This is a genomic window from Nocardia shimofusensis NBRC 100134, assembly GCF_001613125.1.
GTDB lineage: Bacteria > Actinomycetota > Actinomycetes > Mycobacteriales > Mycobacteriaceae > Nocardia > Nocardia shimofusensis.
Genome location: NZ_BDBT01000008.1, coordinates 115,802 through 133,428, shown reverse-complemented (window position 1 = coordinate 133,428; position 17,627 = coordinate 115,802). Strand labels below are relative to the sequence as shown.

The following is a 17,627-nucleotide window of genomic DNA, read 5'->3' as shown; positions in this document are numbered from 1 at the left end:
CTCATCCGACCCGCACCCGAGGATCCAGCACGGCGTAGACGATGTCCGACAGCAGTCCCGACACCAGCACGACCACGCCGGTGAATACCGTCACCGTCACCACCACGTAGATGTCCTGGGCGTTGACCGAGTCCACCAGCCATTCCCCCACACCGTGCCAGCCGAAGATCTTCTCGGTGAACGTGGCTCCGGTGATCAGGCCGCCCAGGCTGTAGGCGAACAACGTCGCCATCGGGATCAGGGCGGTGCGCAGGCCGTGCTTGTACAGCGCGCGCTGCCTGGTCAGGCCCTTGGCTCGCGCGGTGCGGATGAAATCGCTTCCCAGCACATCGAGCATGGCGTTGCGCTGATACCTGCTGTAGCCGGCCATCGCGCCGAGCGCCAGCGCCAGCGTCGGCAGCACCAGATGCTGGAGCCGGTCCAGCAATTGCGGCCACAGCCCCTCGATCCGATGCGCGGAAGTCTCACCGGTATAGAGGAAGATGCGCTGACCGGTCATCGAATTGATCTCCAGCGCACCATATTTCAGCAGCGTGGCGAGCAGGAAGATCGGCGTGCTCAGCAGTACCAGCGAGACGATGGTGGTGAGGTAGTCGCTGAATCTGTATTGGCGTATCGCGCCGGCGGCGCCGATCAGCACACCCAGCACCGTGCCGAGCACCGAGCCGATGACCAGCAGTCGCAGGCTCACCCCCACCCGTCTGCCCAGTTCCTCGCTCACGGGCTGCCCGGCCAGCGTGGTCCCGAAATCACCGCGGACCGCGCCGCTCACCCAGGTCAGATAGCGCTGCGGGATCGGCTCGTCCAGGTGCAGTTCAGCGGCCTTGGCGTCGATCACCGACTGTGGCGGTCGCGGATTGCGCTGCTCGAGGCTGTCCAGTGGACGGAAGGTCAGGCCGGCGACGGCGAAGGTCAGGAACGAGGCCAGCAGCAGCAACACCACGTAGTTCGCGGCGCGTCGCAGCAGGAAGCCGATCATCAGTTCTGGTCCTTCGCCGGGCTGGCTCACTCGTTCGGGCAGGTGTGCGGGTATCGGACCCTGATCATAGGGACGAGGGCCGATGCGCGTGCGGCACTGTCGCAGGTCGGGCATGTTTGCCGCCCGGCGACTTCGCAACCGGTCCGAGACGCTTTTCCGGCAGTATGGACAAGTGACGCGCTTGCACCTGCCTCGGCCGACGATGGTCGCCACCGACGTCGACGGCACCTTGATCGACCACGACGAACGGGTCAGCGACCGTACCAAGGCGGTCGTGACCGCGCTCGTCGCCGACGGTGTGCCGTTCGTGCTGGCCACCGGCAGGCCGCCGCGCTGGGTCGATCCGATCGTCGAAGGCCTCGACCACGCGCCGCTGTGCGTCTGCGCCAACGGCGCGGTGATCTACGACAGCGCCACCGACCGGATCATGGCCGCCTACACCCTCGGGGTCGAGACCCTCGCCCTGGTCGCCGAGATCGCCGAACGGGTGTTGCCCGGCTGCGGGCTGGCCGCCGAACGGGTCGGCGCCTCGGCGCACGACGCCGCGACCCCGCAGTTCGTGAGCGCGCCGGAATACGAACACGCCTGGCTCAACCCCGACGACACCGCGGTCGCGCGGCACGAGGTGGTCGCCGCGCCCGCCATCAAACTGCTCATCCGGCTACGCGGCGCCGACAGCGGGCAGATGCGCGCGGCGCTGGCCCCCTACGTCGGCGACCGGGCCGACATCACCTACTCCACCGACCACGGCCTGATCGAACTGTCCGCGCCGGGCATCACCAAGGCCTCCGGTCTCGTCACCGTGGCACAGCGGCTGGGCATCGACCAGGACCGGGTGATCGCCTTCGGCGACATGCCCAACGACGTGCCGATGCTGGAACTGGCCGGGCACGGGGTGGCGATGGCCAACGCGCACGCCGAGGCGATCGCCGCCGCGAACGAGGTCACCGCCACCAACGTCGACAACGGCGTGGCCAGGGTGCTCGAACGGTGGTGGAAGTAGTCCCGACCTCGTATCGGTTTGTGCCGCAATAGTTTCCGCACAGCTCTGGTAACGTCTCGCGGTTCTGCCGCGAACGGCCGGTGGGGCGGGAGCGAGGGCGGTATGGGAATCGGAAGCTGGTTCGGCAGGCGTGGGCGTGACGGGGGCGCGCAGCGGGAGTTCGGGCACCTCGCGTTGTCGATCGTGCGGGCCCAGCCCGGCGTCGCCGGTGCGGAATTCGACGAGCGGGAATTCGTGATCCGTTACGGGACCCCGGACGGTCAGGTATTCCATATGGGGCTGACCACGCCGTTCCGGCGTTGTCGTGGTGCGACGGGGGCCCTCGCCCGCCAGGTGCTCGAGCCCTACGTGCGCGGTCTGGTCGACGCCGTGGCGACGGACCCGATGGAGTCGTGGGAAGCTCTCGCGCCGCGACTGCGTCCGGTGCTGCGGCAGGCCGGAATCCTCTCGACTCGGGTCGAGGGACAGAGCCTCGCCGAGAACACGCTGTGGCGGCCGGTGGTGGCGGGACTGATGGAACGGGTCGTCATCGACGCCCCGGCGGCCATGACCACGGTGACACCGCATGATCTGACCACCTGGGGTGTCGACGCGGAGACAGTGTTCGCCACCGCCCGCGCCAACCTGGCCGGTCTCGCCCGAGCCACCGTCGAAGCGTTCGGGCAGACCGACGACCCGATTCTGTACCTGGCCGACGAGGACGGCGACCTCTACGCGGGCGCGTTGCCGCTGGTGCCCGGTTGGATCGGCGCGCTGCGCGACAGATATGGCTGCGAGGTCATGGCTTTCGTCGCGGGCAGTGCCGGTGTCCTCGCGGGTGCGGTCACCTCGCCGCAGCGCGCCGCCGAGCTGGTCGAATTCGCGCGAGAACTCTACGAAGAGGCGGACCGGCCGGTCTCACCGGTGCCCTATACCGCCGACCAGTACGGTCGGCTGGTTCCGTTCCAGGTGCCGCCCGGGCATCCGGCCTGGCTCGGGATCCGGTCGGCGGAATCGACGCTGTCCGCCTCGGTCTACAGCGACCAGTACGCCGGGTTGCGCGCCGACCTCGAGAACGAGACCACCGATCTGTTGCCCGGGCAACTCCTCCACCTTCGCGACCGGGACGGCGTCGAGTCCACCATGACCCCGTGGGTCGATGCCGTGCCGACCTTGCTGCCGCACGCCGACCGCGTGGTGCTGACCTCCGCGGAGTCGGGCACCGCCGTCGAGGTCGCCTGGGCGGATCTGGCGCGCGAACTGGCCTTGCGGCCGGTGCCGGGGCTGTTTCCGGAGCGCTACCGGGTCGAATGCCATCCCGACCACGCGACGGTGGCACGGCTGGCGGCGGCCAACGCGTCCTGATCGGCGGGCTCGTAGTACTGCCCGGCGCAGGAGTGCCGGTGGCGGTATCGCCGGTCGCGGGAGTGCCCGGCGCCCGGCAGGAAGTGGTCAGCTGTCCCGAGACCGGTCGACACGACAGCGCTAGGCGGGGGCCGGGGCCTCGGGGCCGGTTGCCGGGGGGACGGCGCCGTCCTGGCCGGGAACTGGGACAGCGCCGTCGGGGGCTGATTCCTGGGGCGAGCCCTCGGACGGTACGCCTGCGGGCGCCGGGCCGGGGCCCGGTTCCGGCGCCGGGGGAGTAGCCGGGGCGGGGGCTGTGTCGGCCGGGGCGGGGACTGTGTCGGCCGGGGCAGGCACTGCGTCGGCCGGGGCGGGAGCGCCTTCATGACCCGCGGCCGGGTGACGGCTCATCTCCTGGTAGTCGTCGTTGTAGGTCTTCCAGACCGTGGTGACGATGCCGGTCAGCTGGTTCAGGATGAGCGAGCCGTGCTGGAAGTCCGAGCGCAGGCCGTCGGGCACGGGGTAGGGGCTCGACAACGGCAGGCCGAGGATGCCGGAGTCCGCGCCCATGGCGAGGAACCGGTCGAGGATCGCGCCGGCCACTTCCACCGCGTTGCCGTCGGGGGCGGTGTAGACGTAGCCGTTGACGAACTTCGCGTACTGCTGGCCGTGCACGGCGGGCAGCGGTTCGGAGGTGGCCTCGCCCAGGGGGCCGTTCGGGCCGCCGGTGGCGGCGTAGTGCTTGGCGATCAGATTGTCGTTGACCATGCTCAGCAGCCGGGCGGTGAGCTGGGCGAGCGCGGCGAGATCGGATCCGACGCGCCTCGGCGCGGAGGAGCCGGGCGTACCCGCGGCGATCTCGCGGATGCGGTCCATCATCCCGTAGGCGGCGTCGCCGGGGCAGGTGGTGTAGCCGACGTCGCGGTGCGCGAACACGATCGGCAGCTCCACTTCCTCGCCTCGCGCGTACGGGGTGAACTCGGTGCCCTCCGACCACATGACGGTATGGCCGAGGGGGTCGAGCCCGGCGACCCGGGTGCGCCAGCCGATGAACGAGCCGATCGACTGGATCGCGGCCTCCGTCGGCGGCACCGATTCGTGATTGCCCATCAGCGCCACGCCGGAGGTGTTCTCGTTGAACCCGCCCGCGTGGGCGCCCTGCACCGGGCGGTCGAGCCCGCCGCGCCTGCCCTCGAAGATCTGGCCGTACTTGTCGACCAGGGCGTTGTAGCCGATGTCGCACCAGCCGAGGGTTTGCGAGTGGTAGGTGTAGATCGCGCGGACGATGCCCGCCGACTCGGCGCGGGTGTAGTCGTTGCGCCCGGCCGTGTGGTGCACGGTGACGCCGCCGAGGCCGTCGTCGTAGGTGGGGTCCTGGCAGTTGATGGATTCGTCGGCGCCCCATTGGCCGCGGGTGATCACGTTCGGTCCGCCGTTGGGCAGCGCGGCGGCGACCTCGTGCAGCGAGTCGTCGAGCGCGCCACGGCCGGGATCGATGAGCACCGCGGTGAGATCGTCGATCGCCTGCGCCGGATCGAAATCGGGGTGCGCGATCGGCGTGGCAATATCGGATTGCGCTGCACTGCTTGATGTTTGCGCATCCGTTGCGACAGGTTTGCGACTGATCAGAATCTGGACCGCGGTGGTGTCGCCGACGTAGACCGGCTCGGTGCCGTCGGCGGCGCTCGCCGCAGCGGTGCCGGCGACGCCGGCGTCGAGCTGTGCGGCCGGATACCACTCGCCCCAGCTGCCGTCGGCGCCGCGCGCGCGGATCATCGCGGTGGTGCCCGACAGGTCCGGCGCGGTGAGCGCGACCATGCTGAACGGGGTGTCCCTGGACAGTTCCTTGACCTGTGCGCCGAGCTGATCGAGCAACTCCTGCGGCAACACGCCGGGGGCCAGCGCGGGCGAGTCGGGCGTGATGCCCTCGGGCAGGTCGCCTGGAGCGGCGATGGTCTCCGGGTCCGCCGGGGCGGGGGGAGTCGCCTCGGGAACCGGCAGTTCAGCGGCGGGTAGTGGTAGTGCGCGGAGGTCGGACAAGCGTAGGTCGGGGAGGTCGAGTCCGGTCAGTTCGCGCAGTGGGAGGGTGATGTCGGCGGCCTGGTTCAGGACCACGTTCGCCAGCTGAGCCGGTACCGCGGCCATCTCCGATTCGTTGACGGAGCGGACCTCCGCCGAGTCGCTCATCGCCAGCGCTGCCAGTGGGGCGGCGACCGCCATGGTGGTCACCATCGGTAGCACGAAGGAACGTTTCGGCTTGGGGTACGGCACAGGTCTCTCCCATCGGATCGAACAGTGATCAGGCGTTGGATCGGGGTTGTGTCCGGAAAGAACAGCCATCACACTGGTTCACATTCACCACAAATATAAACCTCTGGTTTAGGGTTAGATCCGTGATTGCTCGAATGTAGCCCCCGGAGTGCGGCTGGTCCGGGAGACATGCCGACGAGGTGGGAGTGTGACGATGCGTAGCGACGGACATCAGAACGACTGCGGACCGCTAGGCCGGACCCGGCGCCGAACGCGACTTCGGAACCGGGTCGGACCCCCGGCGATCCGACTGCGACCGGTGGTGCTCACCGGCGCGACGGCACTGCTGATCGGCGGCGCGCTCGCCGCCACCGATCGGCCTGCCGCACAAGACTATTCACCCCTGGCCGGTCCCGGCCACGGCCGCGGCATGAGCCAGGCGGGCGCCTTCGACAGCGCCACCGAGGGCAGGACCGCCGAGCAGATCCTGGCGCACTACTACCCCGGCGCGACCATCGGCACGATCGGCCCGACCACCCTCGCCGTGCGACTGACCGGTCTCGACGACAGGGCACTGGACGCCTATGCCGAGGCGGGCGCCCGGGTGGCCGGACGAGTCCTGGAACCAGGGCAGGTCGCGCATCTGACCCCGTTGCCCGACGGCGGCGCGAACGTCGTGGTCACCGTGGGGTGCGACGGTGACGTCGTCTGGCAGACGGCGACATCGGATCCGTGGCTCTACCCGCTCGACCCGAAGCCCGCCCGTCCGGCCGCCGAGCATCTGACTCTCTGCGAGGGAGGCGCCTACCGCGGCGCGCTCGGCGTGGCCACCGAAGACGGCGCGTTCCGCACGGTCAACCGGGTCGACGTCGAGGACTACCTGCTCGGCGTCGTGCCCGCGGAGATGCAGGCGAACTGGGCCGACAAGGGCGCGAACGAAGCACTGCGCGCCCAGGCCGTCGCGGCCCGGTCCTACGCGCTGGCCGAGACGCGCTACCCCTACGCGCAGACCTGCGACAGCACCGATTGCCAGGTCTATCCCGGCACCGAACGGGAAGATCCGCGCTCGGCCGCTGCCGTGGCTTCCACCGCCGGTCAGGTCCTCCTGCGCGACGGGCACATTCTGCGGTCGGAGTATTCCGCGGCGCCCGGCGGCGGCAGTCCCGCCGACATCCAGACCTTCGAGGTCGGCCCCACCCCCGCCGAACTCGCGATCGTCCGCCCGCCGGTGGGGCCCGGCGACATCGACCCCGACGCCCCGGCGCCCTCCGAGGGGCCGACGGTGATCGACATCGAATACGAGCGCATCGGCGGTCCCGCGAGCGCCCTCGGCTCCCCGCTCGGCCCGGAGTCGGAACTGCCGCAGCAGGCGGGCACCTATCGGCTGTTCGGGAACGGGGTCATCATCGCCACCGAACTCCTCGGCGTGCAGGTCGTCGACTTCACCACGCTGCTGGAGATGATCCCGGGCACCGACATCCTCGACCCGCCGGCCGAGGTCACTCCGGGCGAGGCGGAAGGTGGCGTGGCGGAAGGTGGCGTGGCCGGAGGTGGCCCGACCGAGGACTCGGCGCCGGGCGAGAGCCTGTTCGCCATACCGCCGGTCGAGGCGGTGATTCCGGCAGGCGCACCGGCGTCGCGCCGGCCGCTCGCCGATCCGGTCCGCCCCTCCGAGATTCCCGCACCCTCCGGTCCGCCTGCGGTTCCAGCACCCTGAGCGTGTCGCCGAGCAGGGCCGATCGTGTGGCCGATCGGTCCTGGAAAAGATGCTTGACCTTGACGTAGCGTCAATTTGCAGACTGGTTTCACCGAGAAGATCGGGGGAAGGAGAACCGGTCATGGCGACGGACACCCGCACCGGGGAATGGTCGATCCAGAACCTGGCGAGAGCGGCGGGCACCACCAGCCGGACGCTGCGCCACTACGGGCAGCTGGGGCTGTTGCCGCCCAGCCGGATCGGCGCCAACGGGTACCGATACTACGACCAGGACTCCCTTCTGCGGCTGCAACGCATCCTGCTGCTGCGCGAACTCGGCCTCGGCCTGCCCGTCATCGCCGAGGTCCTCGCAGGCGAACAGGACACTGCCGCCGCGCTGCGCACCCATCTGGACCTGCTGAAACAGGAACAGGAGCGGATCGTGCGGCTGATCGACTCGGTGCGAACCACGTTGCACAAGACGGAAAGAGGTGAGCAACTCGTGGCAGCAGAGGTTTTCGACGGCTTCGACCACACGCGATACAAGGACGAGGTGATCGAACGCTGGGGCGAAAAGGCCTACACCAGCAGCGACGCCTGGTATCGGTCGCTGACCGAGGAGCAGAAGCGGCAATTCGGGCAGGACTGCCTCGACATCGCCGCCGACTTCGGCCGGGCGCACGCCGCGGGACTGCCGGTCGACAGCGAGCAGGTGCGTGCCATCACCGCCCGCCACCGCGACTGGATCGCGCTGGGCTGGGGGAACAGGGAGGTGACCGCGGACGCGTTCATCGGCCTGGGTGAGATGTACGTCGCCGATCCCCGATTCGGCGCGAACTACGACAAGCACGGCGAGGGCACGGCCGCCTACGTCCGGGACGCCATGAAGTCCTACGCCGAGGCGGTGATGCGCTAGCCGTGGCGAGGCCGGTCGAGCCCGCGCCGGTCCCGCGTCGCCGGGCCGGGTGGAGGCGATCGACGCCGAGAGCCTGCCGTGAACACGACGCCCGCGCGGGAGAATCCCGCGCGGGCGTCGCTGTTTCCGGCACGGGTCCCGGGCGTACGAGGCCCGGCCGTTGCGCATACTTGGTCCGTTCGCGCCCGACTTGTGCGGAGCCCGATTCGTTCCGTCGTCGCGTATCAGGAGGAACCCATGAGCCAGGGTGAGGTCAGCTCCACCGGACCGGGCGGCGTCGCCGCGACCGTGGCCGTCTGGCTCGCCGCGCTCGCCGCCGCCGCGAACCTGATCGGCCTGCTCGTCCTGGGTGGCTCGTTCGTCACCGACTCCGGTGTCTACGACAACTCCCTCGCCGTGGCCACCGTGCTCGGCGCGGCTCTGCTCACCGGCCTGTTCGCCTACGGCGCGCTGCGGATGTACCGCAGAGCCGAGGAGGGTCGCGTGACGGTCCTGCTCGGCGCGGGCGCGTGGCTCGCCTTCGCTCTGCTCGGCCTGCTCGCATCGTTGTCCGGCTACGAGTCCGACTACGGCGTGCGCTGGTCGGAGCCCGGCGGCGCCGCCGTCGACATCGCCGTCGCCACCACCGGCCTGCCCGGTGTGATCGACGCCCTCGTGCACGGCGCCTGGCTCCCGAGCGCCCTCGCCTGCGTCCTGCCGCTGATCCTGGTCCTGGCGGTCAACGCCCCGGCCACCGCCCGCTGGTTCGTGCCCAGTCCTGACTTCGCCACCGGCCCCGCTACGCCGAGCCGGTAAGGCCGCATCCTCGCCCGGTCGACCACGCGCTGGCTCGAGGCCCCACGGCCACCGAAGAGATACAGCACGCCTGTCGCCTTCGCGGGCCGGGCGAACGGCGGCCTCACGCCGGGTTCCGCGGCGCACGGCAGTCGTCCGGCGCCGCCCGGGCAGCAGCCGCCGTGCCGGTGAGGCGGGGTCGGCGGGCCGGTGTGAACGCTCTCACCAGGGCGGAGAGCGGCGCGGGACCGGGCGGCCGCCGTCAGGGTGTGACTGCACCCTGCGCCCGGCCGGACTTCCGATACTCTGGGCTCCCGTGACCGTCGCATCGTCTCCCGGCTCCGCAAAATCCCACGCACAGTTCGACCTGATCGTCGTCGGCTCCGGCTTCTTCGGGCTGACCGTCGCCGAACGCACGGCCACCGTGCTCGGCAAGAGAGTGCTGGTGCTCGACCGGCGCTACCACCTCGGCGGCAATGCCTATTCGGAGCCGGAACCCGAGACCGGGATCGAGGTCCACAAGTACGGCGCTCACCTGTTCCACACCTCCAACAAGCGGGTCTGGGACTACGTCACACAGTTCACCGAATTCACGAACTACCAGCACCGCGTCTTCGCGATGCACAAGGGCCAGGCCTACCAGTTCCCGATGGGCCTCGGCCTGATCTCGCAGTTCTTCGGCCGCTACTTCACCCCGGACGAGGCACGCAAGCTCATCGCCGAGCAGGCCGCCGAGGTGGAGACCAAGGACGCGCAGAACCTGGAGGAGAAGGCGATCTCGCTGATCGGCCGCCCGCTCTACGAGGCGTTCGTGCGCGACTACACCGCCAAGCAGTGGCAGACCGATCCGAAGGAACTGCCCGCGGGCAACATCACCCGCCTGCCGGTGCGCTACACCTTCGACAACCGCTACTTCAACGACACCTACGAGGGCCTGCCCATGCAGGGGTACACGAAGTGGCTGGAGAACATGGCCGCCTCCGACCTCATCGAGGTGCGGCTGAACACCGACTGGTTCGAGGTACGTGACGAGTTGCGCGCCGCGAACCCGGACGCCGCGGTCGTCTACACCGGCCCGCTGGATCGCTACTTCGACTACGCCGAGGGCGAACTCGGCTGGCGCACCATCGATTTCGAGACCGAAGTGCTCGAGACCGGCGACTTCCAGGGCACCTCGGTGATGAACTACAACGACGCCGACGTCCCCTATACCCGCATCATCGAACCGCGCCATTTCCATCCCGAGCGCGACTACCCCACGGACAAGACGGTCGTGATGCGCGAGTACTCGCGTTTCGCGCAGACCGGCGACGAGCCGTACTACCCGATCAACACCCCTGAGGACCGTGCCAAGCTGCTGGCCTACCGGGAGCGTGCCGCTCGCGAGACCGCCGAGGCCAAAGTGCTTTTCGGCGGGCGTCTGGGCACCTACCAGTATCTGGACATGCACATGGCGATCGGTTCGGCGCTGAGCATGTTCGACAACGTGCTGCGCCCGCACCTGGAAACCGGCGCCCCGCTGGTCGACGAGCAGAACTGAGCCGAGAACCCGGGGCGCATACAACGAAAGTCACGATGACTCCACCAGCGACCTCCCACCCGATATTGGAAGACATGACGACCGAGACCCGCGCGAAATCGCTGCTCCAGCGCATCATCCTGCCCCGCCCCGGTGAACCGCTGGATGTGCGCACCCTCTACCTGGAGGAATCGGCGACCAACGCCCGGCGCGCGCACGCGGCCACCCGCACCTCGCTGGCCATCGGCGCGGAATCGGAAGTCTCGTTCTGCACCTACTTCAACGCGCTGCCGGCCAGTTATTGGCGCCGCTGGACGATCCTGACCTCGGTGGTGCTGCGCCTGGAACTGGCCGGGCACGGCCGGGTGGACGTCTACCGCTCCAAGGCCGACGGCTCGCGAATCCACGTGCAGGGCAAGGAGTTCGCGGTCGCGGCGGGTGCGGATTCGACCACCGTGGAGTTCGAGACCGAGCTGGCCCCGTTCGAGGACGGCGGCTGGATCTGGTTCGACATCACCACCGACACCGCGGTCACCCTGCTGTCCGGCGGCTGGTTCGCCCCGATCGAGGCGCCGGGCGAGGGCAGCATCGCCGTCGGCATGCCCACCTTCAACCGGCCCACCGACGCGGTCAAGACGCTGACCGCGCTCGGCTCGGACCCGCTGGTGCTGGAGAAGGTGGCCGCGGTCATCATCCCCGATCAGGGCACCCGCAAGGTCGTCGACGAGCCGGGCTTCGCCGAGGCCGCCGCGGTGCTCGGCGACCGGCTGGCCATCCACGACCAGCCCAACCTCGGCGGTTCCGGCGGCTACAGCCGGGTGATGTACGAGGCGCTGAAGACCACCGACGCCCAGTTCATCGTCTACATGGACGACGACATCGAGATCGAGCCCGACTCGATCCTGCGCGCGCTGGCCTTCTCCCGCTTCGCCAAGTCACCGGTGCTGGTCGGCGGCCAGATGCTCAACCTGCAGGAACGTTCGCATCTGCACGTGATGGGCGAGGTCGTCGACCGCTCGATCTTCATGTGGAGCGCGGCGCCCAACGTCGAGTACGACCACGACTTCGCCAAGTACCCGCTGCGCGACCGTGACAACTCCAAGCTGCTGCATCGGCGCATCGACGTCGACTTCAACGGCTGGTGGACCTGTGTGATCCCGCGTCAGGTGGCCGAGGAGCTCGGCCAGCCGCTGCCGCTGTTCCTCAAGTGGGACGACACCGAATACGGTCTGCGCGCCAAGGCCGCGGGCTACCCGACCGTCACCCTGCCCGGCGCGGCGGTGTGGCACATGGCGTGGAGCGACAAGGACGACGCCATCGACTGGCAGGCGTACTTCCATCTGCGCAACCGGCTGGTGGTCGCCTCCTTGCACATGCCCGGCGACGGCCGCGGCCTGATCCTCAGCACGATCAAGGCCACCCTCAAGCACCTGCTGTGCCTCGAGTACTCGACGGTCGCCATCCAGAACCTGGCGATCCGCGACTACCTGGCGGGCCCCGAGCGGCTGTTCCAGCTGCTGCCCTCGGCGCTGGGCGCAGTGCACGAGCTGCGCAAGCAGTACCCGGACGCGGTGATCCTGCCCTCTTCGACCGAGCTGCCGCTGGCCTCGCACCTGAACGTGGGCGCGGTCGGCGAGCCGGCCAACCCGATCGCCAAGATCGGCAGGCTGGTCAAGGGCGTGGTGCACAACTTCCGCCCGGCCCGCCCCGAACACCACGACACCCCGCAGCTGAACGTGCCGACCCTGGACGCGCGCTGGTATCTGCTCTCGCAGGTCGACGGCGTGACAGTGACCACCGCCGACGGGCGCGGCGTGGTCTACCGTAAGCGCGACCCGCGCCAGGCACTGGCCCTGTTCAAGGAGGCCATGCGGCTGCGCAAGGAACTGGCCGAACGTTTCCCCGAGCTGCGCGAGCGCTACCGGGCCGCCCATCCGCGGCTCACCAGCACCGCCGCCTGGGAGAACGTCTTCGGCATCGAGCAGACCGAAGGCGAGAACCGGTGAACCCGAGCAGTGCTGTGGACGAAAACGACGGCGTGAGCGAATCCCCGAACGCCCGCGCGGAGGCCTTCGCGGAATCCGCCGCCGCCGTCGAGCAGCCCGGGGTGGCCCCCGGTTCGCCGGAGGTCGCGATCATCAACGCCGTGCAGTCGAGCATCGGCGCGAACCCGGCGGTGGTCTCGGCCGCGCGCGGCATGTCGCACTTCGGCGAGCACGCGCTCGGCTGGGTGGGCGTCGCGGCGGCGGGCTGGCTGGTCGACAAGCCGCGCAGGCGGCAGTGGGCCGGTGTCGCCGTCGGCGCGGTCGGCGCGCACGCGGCGTCCATCGTGATCAAGCGGGTGGTCCGCCGTCCGCGGCCCCATCATCCGTCGGTGCAGGTCAACGTGGGTACGCCGAGCAAGCTGAGCTTCCCCTCCTCGCATGCCACCTCGACCGCGGCGGCGGCGGTGTTGCTCGGAAAACTCACCGGGCTACCCTTGCCTGCGGTGCTGATCCCCCCGATGCTGCTCTCCCGGGTCGTGCTGGGGGTGCACTACCCCTCCGACGTGCTGGCCGGTTCGGCGCTGGGCGCGGCGTCGGCGTCGGCGCTGCTCGCCGTCGAGAAGCGGCGCGAGCGACGGGCCGCGGGACGGTAGCGTGCGAACGCACGCCTATCGCCCCGCGCGACACAGCAGACAGCACGGACGAGATCGAAGACAGTGACCGCTCGAGAAAAGGCCTTGGTTGAGATGAGTGAAGAGCCGACCGGCGCCGACCTGGCCGATGCCGTCGTCAAGGGTCCGCCCAAGTCGCTGGCCGGAGGACTGATCAAGGCTGTCCGGCCGCGCCAGTGGGTCAAGAACGTGCTCGTGCTCGCCGCCCCGCTGGCGGCCGGGCCGGATACGGTCAGCGACCTGACCGTGCTCGGGCACGTGGCCATCGCCTTCATCGTGTTCTGCATGGCGGCCTCGGGCATCTACCTGGTCAACGACGCGCTCGACGTCGAGGCCGACCGGGCGCATCCGACCAAGCGGTTCCGTCCGATCGCCGCGGGCGTGGTGCCGGTCAATCTCGCCTTCGGCCTGTCGGTGCTGCTGCTGACCGCGTCGGTGCTGCTGGCCTTCCTGGCCTCCTGGCAGCTCGCGGTGGTGATGGCGGTCTACATCGGCATCCAGCTGGCCTACTGCTTCGGGCTCAAGCACCAGGCGGTGCTCGACATCTGCATCGTGTCCTCGGGCTTCCTGCTGCGCGCGGTGGCGGGCGGGGCGGCCGCGAATATCGTGCTCTCGCAGTGGTTCCTGCTGATCATGGCGTTCGGTTCGCTGTTCATGGCGGCGGGCAAGCGCTACGCCGAACTGCAGATCGCGCTGGGCACCGGCGCCAAGATCCGCAAGTCGCTCGAGTACTACACCCCGACCTACCTCCGCTTCATCTGGACCCTCGCCGCCACCGCGGTCGTCGTCTTCTACGGCCTGTGGGCCTTCGAGCAGGATCGTGCCAACGACACCACCTGGTTCGCGATCTCCATGGTGCCGTTTACCATCGCCATCCTGCGTTACGCGGTCGACGTCGACGGCGGTGAGGCAGGGGAACCGGAAGAGATCGCCTTGGGGGACCGCATTCTGCAGTTCCTCGCCATCGCCTGGATCGGAGCGGTAGGTGTCGCTGTCTATCTCACCTGACGAGAAGTTGGTCGATGCAGCGGAGCGAACTGAAGACGAGACGGATCGTCCTGCCGCGCAGGAGCGATCGGTCTCGTCGGCGCTACGCCTGCCTTCGGCCCTCTTCGTCGGTGGGATAACGCTCACCGTCGCGCTGTTCGCGATCGGCGGGTGGAACCGTCGCTGGATCGCCGACGACGGCCTGATCGTGTTGCGCACGGTGCGCAACCTGCTCGCGGGCAACGGCCCGGTGTTCAACATGGACGAGCGGGTCGAGGCGAACACCAGTACCGCCTGGACCTACATCGTCTGGTTCTTCAGTTGGCTCACCCAGGTTCGCCTGGAGTACGTGGTCCTCGGTGTGGCGCTGACCCTTTCGCTGATCGCGGTCGTGTTCGCCATGCTCGGTTCGGCCCGATTGTGGGGCGGTGCGGGATCGTCGTTGCTGCTGCCCGCGGGTGTGCTCGTCTACATCGCGCTGCCGCCCGCCCGCGACTACGTCACCTCCGGCCTGGAGACCGGCCTGGTGATCTGCTGGCTGGCGGTGCTGTGGTGGTCGATGATGCGCTGGGCGCAGACCGACCGGGTGCGGCCGGGCGGGCTGGCCTGGCTGGTCTTCCTGGCCGGGCTCGCGCCGCTGATCCGCCCGGAGATGACCCTGGTCGGCGGCCTGGCGCTGCTGATGATTTTCTTCGCGCCGATGCCGACATGGCGGTTCGGCCCGGTGACCACCCGGATCGGGATCGTCGCGGTCGCCGGTGTGGTGCCGCTGGGCTACCAGATCTGGCGGATGGGTTACTACGGCCTGCCCTATCCGAACACCGCCGTCGCCAAGGACGCGGGCGGCGCCAAGTGGGAGCAGGGCTTCACCTACCTGTGGGATCTGGTCGGCCCGTACCTGCTGTGGCTGCCGTTGCTGATCCTGTTGGCCGCGGCGGTGGTCGCGATGCGCGGCGGCGGGCTGCCCGCCTGGTCGCCCGCCCCCCTGGCCGAGGACGAGGGCGCCGGCGCTGCCCGGTTCGCGAAGGTCCGGCGGTGGCTGCGCTCGCCCGCGGCGGTGGTGACCCTGGTGATCCTCAGCGGCCTGATCCTGACCGTCTACGCGTTGCGCGTGGGTGGCGACTTCATGCACGGTCGGATGCTGCTGGCGCAGGTGTTCCTGCTGCTGCTGCCGGTCTCGGTGCTGCCGTTGCGGCTGCCGCGCTCCGGGTCGGCCGTCGCGCGGCGCAGCTTCGGCTTCGTGCTGCTGGCCTGGATCGCGACCGTGGGCTGGGCACTGTTCGCCGCGGGCACCACCGCGATCACCTCCGGCACCAAGATCAACGAGTCGGGCATCGTCGACGAGCGCGTCTACTACGTGCTCAACACCGGCCACGACCACCCGATCCGCGCCGAGGACTACCTCGACTATCCGCGTATGCGGGCGATGGTCGCCGATATCAGGCGCAACCCCAACGGCGGCCTGCTGCTGAATTCGCCGTCGTTCATGTTCTGGTACATCGCGCCGCCGCCGCAGCCCATCCCCGAGGACGGGGCCGGACACACGGTCTACTTCCTGAATCTGGGTATGACGAGCATGAACGTCCCGCTCGACGTACGGGTCATCGATCCGATGGGACTGGCCTATCCGCTGGCCGCGCACAGCGACCGGCTCGTGGACGGACGCATCGGCCACGACAAGAGCCTGTACCCGGACTGGGTCATCGTCGACGCGGGCATGGTCGACCAGAAGCCGTGGATGCCGTGGTTCCTCGACGAGAAGTGGGTGACCCAGGCCAGGACCGCGCTCAGTTGCGAGGACACCCACGCGCTGCTGGTCTCCACGCGCGATCCGCTCACCTTCGAACGATTCCGGCACAACCTGCGCAACGCGCTGGACTTCGCGAAGTACCGCATCGATCGGGTGCCCAAGTACGAGATCGCGCGATGCGGTCTGGTCGACCCGTTCCCGCAGCCGCCGCGCTGAGTTCGCCGAGCCGATAAACATCACGGGTTGTCACACGGGCCTCGAACGTGCACTCTTGGCGCAGAGGTTGCAGTGTGATAGTGGGATATACCTCTTTGTCTCGGTTTGGTAACGTCCGTGGCGGGGTAGGGAGTTAGGCTCGTCCGCGACGCCCGCGGGCGTGTTCTGGACTTAGTTCAATTCCGGTGGCCCAGGCGCCGCTGGACGCGGTCGAGTCCGGCCGCTCGAAGGAAAGGCCGAAAAGAAGATGCGAGCTCGAAGAGCCGGCGCATGGCTCAAGCGCGCGGTGGTGATGTCGATTGCCGTGTTGATGCCGCTCGGTGTGACGGTGGCCGGTGGTGGAGCCACCGCCTCGGCGGCGTTCAACCCCTCCGGATTCGATTTCTGGGTGGACTCGGACATGGGTCCGATCAAATCCAGGATCTTCCGCGCCGCGGACGGAAACACCAACCGTGTGGTCTACGCGCTCGACGGTATGCGCGCGCGCAACGACCTCAGCGGCTGGGAGATCGACACCGAAGTCGCCCGCGAACTGACCAAGTGGAACATCAATGTGGTCATGCCGGTCGGCGGCATGTCCAGCTTCTACGCCGACTGGAATGCCCCGAGCACCATCCTGGGCATCGGCGGCGGGTCCAGCGGCTCGGCCTCGGCGTCCTCGTCGGGCTCGGGCGCGATGCAGATGCTGGCGGGCGGTCCCGGCAAGAGCACCCGCTACACGTGGGAGTCCTTCCTGACCAACAATCTGCGCTGGGCGCTGCGCGACCGTCTCGGGTTCAACCCGAACCGCAACGGCGTGTTCGGTCTGTCGATGGGCGGCTCGGCCGCGCTGACGCTGGCCGCCTACCACCCGGACCAGTTCGGCTACGCCGCGTCCTACTCCGGCTACCTCAACGTCTCCGCCCCCGGTATGCGTGAGGCGCTGCGGGTCGCGATGATCGACGCGGGCGGCTACAACATCGACTCGATGGCGCCGCCGTGGGGTCCGCAGTGGCTGCGGATGGACCCGTTCGTGTTCGCGCCCAGGCTGAAGGCCAACAACACCCGCCTGTGGGTCTCGGCGGGCAGCGGCCTGCCCGCCGCGCAGGACGGCCTGAGCTTCGGCACCCTCAACGCGATGGGGCTGGAGGCGCTGGCACTGGCCAATACCCGTGCTTTCCAGGTGCGAATGGCGACCCTGGGCGCGAACAATGTCACCTACGATTTCCCGGCGGTCGGCGTGCACAACTGGCGCTACTGGGAGACCGAGGTCTACCGGATGATCCCGGATCTGTCGGCGCACATCGGCTGACCGATTGCCCCGAGGGCCGGGCGGCGGGTGCGCGATCACCCGGCAACCCGGCCGGCGGGACCACAACCGCCCGCGGCGTTGACGTCGCGGGCGGTTTTTCATGCCCCCGACCGGGGGAGATCCGTAACCGAATCGGCAACGAATCAGTAGCGGCAGCCTCGCATGCTTGTGAGCGGTATCACTTTCCAGCAACATGTAGGCGATCGTTGTCGATTGATACTCGGAGAGAATGCGCCGAGGTCGTCTCGCCCGGTCCGCTCTCGGACC

At 69.1% G+C, this 17,627-nt stretch carries 13 protein-coding genes; 11 read left to right on the top strand and 2 right to left on the bottom strand.

From position 1 onward, the window contains the following. Position 1: 1 nt before the first annotated feature. Positions 2 to 979, bottom strand: coding sequence for an ABC transporter permease (locus NS3_RS11320; protein WP_067858233.1), 978 nt, complete (start codon positions 977 to 979; stop codon positions 2 to 4). Between the two features lie 202 nt (positions 980 to 1,181). On the opposite strand from NS3_RS11320, the gene NS3_RS11315 reads away from it, so the two are divergent. Next, on the top strand, positions 1,182 to 1,982 hold the full coding sequence (locus NS3_RS11315) for a Cof-type HAD-IIB family hydrolase (RefSeq protein ID WP_067857872.1): 801 nt from the start codon (positions 1,182 to 1,184) through the stop codon (positions 1,980 to 1,982). 102 nt (positions 1,983 to 2,084) lie between these two features. Further along, positions 2,085 to 3,326 carry a DUF1444 domain-containing protein gene (locus NS3_RS11310; RefSeq protein WP_067857869.1) on the top strand — a complete coding sequence of 414 codons (1,242 nt, stop codon included), beginning with the start codon at positions 2,085 to 2,087 and terminating at the stop codon, positions 3,324 to 3,326. Positions 3,327 to 3,446: 120 nt separating this feature from the next. Here the strand turns inward: NS3_RS11310 and NS3_RS11305 are convergent, their stop codons facing one another. Then, positions 3,447 to 5,576: an N-acetylmuramoyl-L-alanine amidase gene (locus NS3_RS11305; RefSeq protein ID WP_245649565.1), complete on the bottom strand. Its 2,130-nt coding sequence runs from the start codon at positions 5,574 to 5,576 to the stop codon at positions 3,447 to 3,449. Positions 5,577 to 5,874: 298 nt separating this feature from the next. On the opposite strand from NS3_RS11305, the gene NS3_RS11300 reads away from it, so the two are divergent. The 9 genes from NS3_RS11300 (at position 5,875) to NS3_RS11260 (ending at position 17,360) form a co-directional block, all read left to right on the top strand. After that, a complete protein-coding gene (locus NS3_RS11300; protein ID WP_245649564.1) occupies positions 5,875 to 7,272 on the top strand; it encodes a SpoIID/LytB domain-containing protein in 1,398 nt (465 codons plus the stop codon). Between the two features lie 121 nt (positions 7,273 to 7,393). Continuing rightward, on the top strand, positions 7,394 to 8,167 hold the full coding sequence (locus NS3_RS11295; RefSeq protein WP_067857862.1) for a MerR family transcriptional regulator: 774 nt from the start codon (positions 7,394 to 7,396) through the stop codon (positions 8,165 to 8,167). A gap of 237 nt (positions 8,168 to 8,404) precedes the next feature. After that, the gene (locus NS3_RS11290; protein WP_067857859.1) at positions 8,405 to 8,962 is read left to right on the top strand and encodes a hypothetical protein; all 558 of its coding nucleotides are present in this window, start codon (positions 8,405 to 8,407) and stop codon (positions 8,960 to 8,962) included. Between the two features lie 295 nt (positions 8,963 to 9,257). After that, positions 9,258 to 10,481, top strand: a complete 1,224-nt coding sequence (glf, locus tag NS3_RS11285) for a UDP-galactopyranose mutase (protein ID WP_067857857.1) — start codon at positions 9,258 to 9,260, stop codon at positions 10,479 to 10,481. Positions 10,482 to 10,555: 74 nt separating this feature from the next. Continuing rightward, entirely contained in the window at positions 10,556 to 12,466 is a 1,911-nt protein-coding gene (locus tag NS3_RS11280; RefSeq protein WP_169811632.1) for a glycosyltransferase, read from the top strand. Between the two features lie 101 nt (positions 12,467 to 12,567). Further along, entirely contained in the window at positions 12,568 to 13,098 is a 531-nt protein-coding gene (locus NS3_RS11275) for a phosphatase PAP2 family protein (RefSeq protein ID WP_067858225.1), read from the top strand. A 93-nt stretch (positions 13,099 to 13,191) separates the two neighbouring features. After that, positions 13,192 to 14,124, top strand: coding sequence for a decaprenyl-phosphate phosphoribosyltransferase (locus NS3_RS11270; protein WP_067857851.1), 933 nt, complete (start codon positions 13,192 to 13,194; stop codon positions 14,122 to 14,124). Between the two features lie 7 nt (positions 14,125 to 14,131). Next, positions 14,132 to 16,069 (top strand): arabinofuranosyltransferase AftB family protein, encoded by a 1,938-nt coding sequence (locus tag NS3_RS11265; RefSeq protein WP_067857848.1) that lies wholly within the window; start codon positions 14,132 to 14,134, stop codon positions 16,067 to 16,069. A 247-nt stretch (positions 16,070 to 16,316) separates the two neighbouring features. Beyond that, entirely contained in the window at positions 16,317 to 17,360 is a 1,044-nt protein-coding gene (locus NS3_RS11260; protein ID WP_067857845.1) for an alpha/beta hydrolase, read from the top strand. The last annotated feature ends 267 nt before the right edge of the window (positions 17,361 to 17,627 follow it).